This is a genomic window from Gordonia sp. UBA7860, from assembly GCF_002500165.1.
Lineage (GTDB): Bacteria > Actinomycetota > Actinomycetes > Mycobacteriales > Mycobacteriaceae > Gordonia > Gordonia sputi.
In genome coordinates this window covers 1-6,422 of sequence record NZ_DLSO01000127.1, presented here as the reverse complement: position 1 = coordinate 6,422, position 6,422 = coordinate 1, and the positions used below count along the sequence as shown (strand labels likewise).

The 6,422-nt window shown below is 64.6% G+C and carries 6 protein-coding genes; 5 read left to right on the top strand and 1 reads right to left on the bottom strand.

Annotation, left to right across the window (positions count from 1 at the left end; translation table 11 throughout):
• Positions 1-187: 187 nt before the first annotated feature.
• The 3 genes from B3T59_RS16275 to B3T59_RS16265 are packed head-to-tail and all read left to right on the top strand — an operon-like array spanning position 188 to position 3,274.
• Positions 188-463, top strand: coding sequence for a phosphopantetheine-binding protein (locus B3T59_RS16275; protein WP_287004324.1), 276 nt, complete (start codon positions 188-190; stop codon positions 461-463).
• Complete coding sequence (locus tag B3T59_RS16270) at positions 460-1,989, top strand: tryptophan 7-halogenase (protein ID WP_064861731.1); 1,530 nt, start codon at positions 460-462, stop codon at positions 1,987-1,989. The genes B3T59_RS16275 and B3T59_RS16270 overlap by 4 nt, the downstream gene beginning before the upstream one ends.
• Before the next feature lie 16 nt (positions 1,990-2,005).
• Entirely contained in the window at positions 2,006-3,274 is a 1,269-nt protein-coding gene (locus B3T59_RS16265; protein ID WP_251721412.1) for a cation:proton antiporter, read from the top strand.
• Here B3T59_RS16265 and B3T59_RS16260 read toward each other — a convergent pair.
• A complete protein-coding gene (locus B3T59_RS16260; RefSeq protein ID WP_287004323.1) occupies positions 3,233-4,543 on the bottom strand; it encodes an isochorismate synthase in 1,311 nt (436 codons plus the stop codon). The two genes, B3T59_RS16265 and B3T59_RS16260, sit on opposite strands and share 42 nt — an antisense overlap.
• Before the next feature lie 176 nt (positions 4,544-4,719).
• On the opposite strand from B3T59_RS16260, the gene B3T59_RS16255 reads away from it, so the two are divergent.
• Together B3T59_RS16255 and B3T59_RS16250 are read left to right on the top strand one after the other, a co-directional pair.
• Entirely contained in the window at positions 4,720-6,054 is a 1,335-nt protein-coding gene (locus B3T59_RS16255; protein ID WP_005202878.1) for a lysine N(6)-hydroxylase/L-ornithine N(5)-oxygenase family protein, read from the top strand.
• An 11-nt stretch (positions 6,055-6,065) separates the two neighbouring features.
• Positions 6,066-6,422: siderophore-interacting protein (locus B3T59_RS16250; RefSeq protein ID WP_287004322.1), on the top strand; the 357-nt coding region annotated here is incomplete at its 3' end.

The window sequence follows — 6,422 nt, the reverse complement described above, 5'->3', positions numbered from 1 at the left end:
CACCCGGGCAGTCGGTAATGCGGCGATCTCAGGCAATCGACGACAGCAGCCAACCATAAGCAGTTAGCTTACCCTAGCCTTAGCGGAGCGTAGGGGCGGGCCTCTTCTCTAAATTTGGTAAGCCTATGCTTACCAGAGAACGAGCCTCGGTGCTCGCGATTCACTGCACGTCATCAGAGAGGACGGCATGGCTACAACGAATACGGTACTCACCCGAGAACGGATCATCGCCGACATTGCCGGCATCCTGGGTGTGGACGAGAGCGAAATCACCGATGACACAAACGTTCTCGACGTCGGTTTGGACTCGGTGCGGCTGATGTCACTGATCGAACGTTGGCGCGCCGCTGGTGCACACAGGGCTGATCTGGTGAGTATGGCCGCCGATCCGGTCGTCGGCTCCTGGGTTCGTGAGCTCACCGCGGAGAGCGTTTCCGGCGCCAACGTGGGAGAGCTCCGATGAGCGACGTCACCCACGGCGGGGAACCGATCAGTGAGACAGCCGACGTCGTCGTCGTTGGCGGCGGACCGGGAGGGTCGACGGTCGCGACACTGCTGGCTCGCAGCGGCCACCGCGTGGTGCAGTTGGAGAAGGAGTCGTTTCCCCGGTACCAGATCGGCGAATCACTGCTTCCCTCAACGATTCACGGCGTATGCCGACTACTCGGCGTCGACGAGAAGATCAAGAACGCGGGATTCATGCACAAACGGGGCGGCAGCTTCCGCTGGGGCAAGAATCCGGTGCCGTGGAACTTCCTGTTTGCCATCTCGCCGGAGTTCGCGGGTGAGGGGTCATACGCGTACCAGGTCGAGCGCATGAAGTTCGACCAGATTCTGCTCGAGAACGCCGCGGAGCAGGGAGTCGACGTGCGGCAGCGCAGCAGGGTCAACGGGACCATCACCGACGAGTCCGGCCGGGTCACGGGTATCCGGTACGTCGACGCCGACCGGGTCGAGCACCGGATCGACGCGAAGTTCGTCGTCGATGCGTCGGGTAACACCACGCGTTTGTCGAAACATGCAGGCGGAGAGAGGATTTACTCCGACTTCTTCCAGAACGTCGCGGTGTTCGGATACTTCGAGAACGGCAAGCGCTTCCCCGCGCCGGACAGCGGCAACATCCTCTGCGCTGCGTTCGACGAGGGATGGATGTGGTACATCCCGCTGTCGGACACGCTGACCAGCGTCGGAGCCGTGATCTCGCGCGACAAGGCCGAGCACGTGCTCAATGCGCAGGAAGAGACACTGCTGCACTACGTTGATCGCTGCGAGATCGTGAAGGACATGCTGTCCGACGCCACACGCGTCACTGAGGGCACCTACGGTGAGATCCGAATCCGCAAGGACTATTCGTATGCCAACACCCGCTTCTGGGGCAACGGAATGGTGCTCGTCGGCGATGCCGCGTGCTTCATCGATCCGGTGTTCTCCACCGGGGTTCATCTCGCGACCTACTCGGGTGTGCTGGCGGCGCGGTCGATCAACAGTGTGCTGGCAGGTGCGATGACCGAGGAGCGGGCGTTCACCGAGTTCGAGGGTCGGTACCGTCGCGAGTACGCGGTCTTCTATGAGTTCTTGTCGGCTTTCTATGACATGGAGCAGTCCGAGGACTCGTACTTCTGGAAGGCGCGTAAGGTCACCAACTTCGACCGGAACGACATGACCGCATTCGTGTCGCTGGTCGCGGGCGCCTACTCCGGCGAACAGGCTCTCACCGACCCGGAACAGATCATCGAGCGCTTCTCTGCGTCGACGGCCGCTCTCACCGAGGCGGCCGAGCGAACCGGCGGCATGGACACCGACTCGGGTCAGCGGATGGGGCATCTCTTCGGTACGCAGGTCGTGCGTGACGTCATGGAGGAGATGAACGCGTTCCAGGCACGCGGGGCAGTCGGTACCGACGGGACCGAACCGCCCTTACTCGACGGTGGGCTTGTTCCATCGGCTGACGGCCTGAGTTGGGCCGAACCCGCCCCGGCTACCGTCTGATCGGCCAACGCCCGCCATGCTGACAGCGTTGGCGCTGCTCCTCGGAACGGCAGTCGTGTGCGGAGCGATCGCGCGTCGGCTCGGATTCCCCTCGATGGCAGGCGAATTGGTCGCGGGCGTGCTGCTCGGTCCGTCGGTCCTCGGCATGGTGGCACCGCACGTCACGGGAGTGGTCGTCAGCGCAGACGGCACGCCGACCACAGCGATATCCGCGGTCGGCACGCTCGCCGTGGTGTTGCTCGTCGGGCTTGCAGCGACGGAGCTCGACGGTCCGTTCGTGCGTGGAAACGCGCGCAAGATCGGCGTCATCAGCGGTGTCTCCTTCGTGATTCCGCTCGTCGCAGGCATCGGACTCGGACTGGTGCTGCCTGCCCGATATCTCGGCGACGGTACGAACGCAGGTGATGGCACGAGCACAACAGAATTCGCAGTTCTGCTCGGTGTCGCGATGTCGGTCAGTGCGATTCCCGTGATCGCTCGGATCCTCGGAGACCTGCATCTGCTGCCGACGAGGCTCGGTCGGCTCATCCTGTCGGCGGGCACTCTCACCGACCTTGCCGCCTGGGTGGCGCTCGCGGCGGTGTCAGCCATGGTCACCGTGGGGTTGCGCGGCTGGCACCTGCCGTTGACGCTGCTGGCGATGATCGGTTCGATTGCCGTGGCGCTTGTCGCGCGACCGGTGATCGGACGTCTGTTGACCCGCTTGGAATCCGGTGGCCACGATGCGCAGTCGGCAGCGGTGATGGTGATCACGATGGTCGCCGGTGCCGCGGCGACCGACGCGATGCATCTCGAGGCTGTTCTCGGAGCACTACTTGCCGGGATCGCCTGTGGTCGACGTCCCGAGCGCGTCGTGACGCCGCTCCGCTTGGTCACCACGGCTGTGCTTGCGCCGGTGTTCCTCGCCTCGGCCGGCTTACACGTCGACCTGAGGGCTCTCGCTTCTCCGGGAGTTGCCGGAGTGGCGGCCGGGGTGATCGCCGTCGCCGTCGTCGCCAAGCTGGTTGGCGGCTACGTCGGGGCTCGCCTTGCGCGATTGTCCCGGTGGGAGTCGATGGCGGTCGGGAGCGGGCTCAACGCTCGCGGGGTCGTCGAGATCATCATCGCGACAACGGGATTGAGTCTCGGAATCTTCAGTGAAGAGACCTATATGATCGTCGTCGTCATGGCGGTGGTCACGTCGGTGATGGCGGGACCGATGCTCGTGGCTGCAGCGCGCCGATGTCGGCCGGACGCCGGTAGGTCAGATCTCGTCGGTGCCGAGAGCGCGCAGCACGGTACGTAGCTTGGCCGTCGTCTCAGCCACTTCCGCGTCGGGATCGGAGTCGGCGACGATACCGCCACCCGCCCAGGTCGCCAGAGCTCCTGTGCGCGAGTCGATTTCCGCACACCGGATAGCCACGAGCCACTCGCCGTCTCCAGGGGTCACAGCGCCGTGCGGAGTCCTGCTGTCCGACACTGTCAGCCCGTCGGCGCCGCGCAGTACTTCGTGGCGCGCGGCGTGGGGCAGATCGTCGGGAGAATGATCGTCGGGGGAGAGATTCCCGATGCACCATCCGACGGCACCTCCGTAGAAACCACGGTCGCCCTCCGTCGCGAGGATGTACTCCCTGGCTGCGCCGGTGGGAGTCCCGCACACCGCGGGGGTGGGATGCACGGCGATCGCGAGGTCGAGGGCCGTTGTCGACGGGTCGGCCAGTTCGCCGACGATCGACGTGCCCAGGTGCCACATCGACGACGTGCCCACGATGCTTGGCGCATCGGGTACGTCGAGTCGGGTGCACAGCGGTGCGAGCGCGCTGCGCAGAGCATCGATAACGAAACGGTGCTCGTCGAGATCCTTCGCCGATGAGTTCAGCGTCGCGGCGCGCTCGGCGTCGACGCTGGGGTCGTGATGCCGTGGCGTGGAACCGGCGAGCGGGTGAGCGCTCACCTGACGTCCGCGTCGTCGTACGAGTACCTCGGGACTCGCGCCCACGAGATGTCGGCCTCGGTAGGCGTCTCCCGCGGGAGTGAGCTCTGTGCGGAAGAGTCCCGAATGCGGGTTCTGTGCGGCGAGGGCGGCCAGGAACACCTCCGGTGTCAACCTTGGCGTGGTGTGCAACAACAGCTTTCGTGCGAGCACCACCTTGGCCAGCGGAGTGGTCGAGTCGGCGAGCACTGTGACCGCTGCTGCGACCCTGGCACGGTGTTCTTCGCGGAGCGGTTCCGCCGCGACCACGCGGGCTTCAGTGATCGGGCCCGCTGCCGTGGCTGGCCTTGGTGCGGGCCAGGAGTTCGGCGGCACGTCGAAGCGGATGTGTGCGGGGGCGGTCAGCGCGCTCGGTGCGTCTGTGTTGAATGCGAGAGCACCGACGATCGCTGAGTGCTCGCCCCGTGCGAGTGACTCGGCTGCGCGCGAGGGATCGTCGAACGAAGCCACAGCACCGCTGGCAGAACAGTGATAGTCGAGTCCGTAGACCTCGAAATGGTCTGCGGCGGCGGTTGATTCGTCGATGAGCGCCGAATGCGCGTCGGAACCGTCCACGGGCCCTGGCGAGGTCGAAAGTGTCATGGTGCCGGTCGTCCTCCTCGTTCGATGCGGACTCGGTGTGTGCTGATGCCTGCTGATGTGTGCGAGGTTTCGCGTCGCGGGGGGTACATGAACGCAAGCTGATGATTAGGTTAGACTCACCTAGCATTGCGTGCGGCATTGGCCCACGGAAATCACGACGATCTAGGGAGTGGCGCGTGTGTAGTGAGCGGAACTCCGAACTCGATATCGCTGGCATCGGATTCGGACCGTCGAACCTGGCTTTGGCCATCGCGGTCGAGGAGTACAACGACAAGTGCGCGGTACGCAACGACAACGGCACGGCACGCGATGGTGGCATCCAGGCCCGGTTCTTCGAGAGGAAGTCCCAGTTCGGGTGGCATCCCGGCATGCTCCTGCCCGGAGCGACGATGCAGGTGTCGTTTCTCAAAGATTTGGTGACGCAACGTAATACGTCGAGTTCGTACTCGTTTCTGAGCTACCTCAACGAGCACGATCGTCTGGGCCACTTCATCAATCGTCAGGATTTCTTCCCACTGCGCGTCGAATTCCACGACTACCTCCGGTGGGCGGCGGAACGCGTGTCGGTACCGGTCGACTACGGCTCGGAGATCAGCTCGGTCACGTTCGCCGACGGCGCGTTCGACATCGCCTCGACGTCGGGCGAGAGCGTGCGGGCGCGAAACCTGGTCCTCGGCGGAGGGTTGCGGGCGAAGCTGCCCGCAGGTGTCGTCGCAGGCCCGCGGGTATTTCACAACCATCACGTGCTTCCCAACCTGGCCAAGCTCCCGCCCCTGACGCACCGCAGGTTCGCCGTGATCGGCGCGGGTCAGAGTGCCGCGGAGGTTGCTGCCTTTCTGCACGAAACGACCGGCGCCGAAGTGCACGCCGTTTTCTCCAAGTACGGCTACACGCCGGCCGACGACAGTCCCTATGCCAATCGCATCTTCGACGCCGAGGCCGTCGACGAGTACTTCACGGCTGAGCCGGCGTGGCGCGACCGTCTGCTCCAGTACCACCGCAGCACGAACTACTCGGCGGTCGATCCGGTCCTGATCCAGGACCTGTACGGACGCGAGTACACCGAGCGCGTATCGGGCAATCGCCGCCTCTTTGTACACGGCGCGACCGAGGTCACTGACCTCGACGAGACCGACGACGTCGCACGGCTGCGCATCGCGCACCGCACGACGGGTGAGGTCATCGACCTCGACTGCGACGCCGTCGTGTTCGCGACCGGATTCGAGCCGACGCCTGTCGCGGACATGCTCGGCGATCTGGCTGCGCACTGTGCGGCCGATCAACACGGCCGACCCGTACTCGACCGCGCGTACCGGCTGCAGACCTCCCCGGAGATCACCGGGCAGATCTTCGTACAGGGCAACTCAGAACACACACACGGGCTCACGTCGACGCTACTGTCGAATGTGGCCATCCGATCGGGGGAGATCCTCGACGCCGTCGTGGGTCGCGGATCGAACCAACCGCTCCCGACGGCCGTACCCGTTGGCCATAGCGCTTCTGGCGCTTGAGTTTTCGAGAGGTGAGCAACGTGACCGGCATCGACGCCGCGCAGGGGCAGGATTTGAGTCCCCATCCGACCGAGATCAAGTTGACCATGTACGACCTGCTGCCACGTACGGTCGAGGTGGTCGAAACCATCGACTCGAGTCCGGACATGCGTCGAGTGCGGTTCTCCATCAGCGCACCCGAGAGCTTCATCGTGGTGCACATGGCACCCGACGACCACATCAAACTGTTCTTCCCGGATCCGGAGAGCGGCGAGATAGTCATGCCGGGCGTCGGCGCCGAGGGTATGCGACTGCCCACCGAGGGTAAGTTCCCGATCTACCGTGACTACACCATTCGGGCCTTCGACCGTGAGAGCGGCGTACTCGAC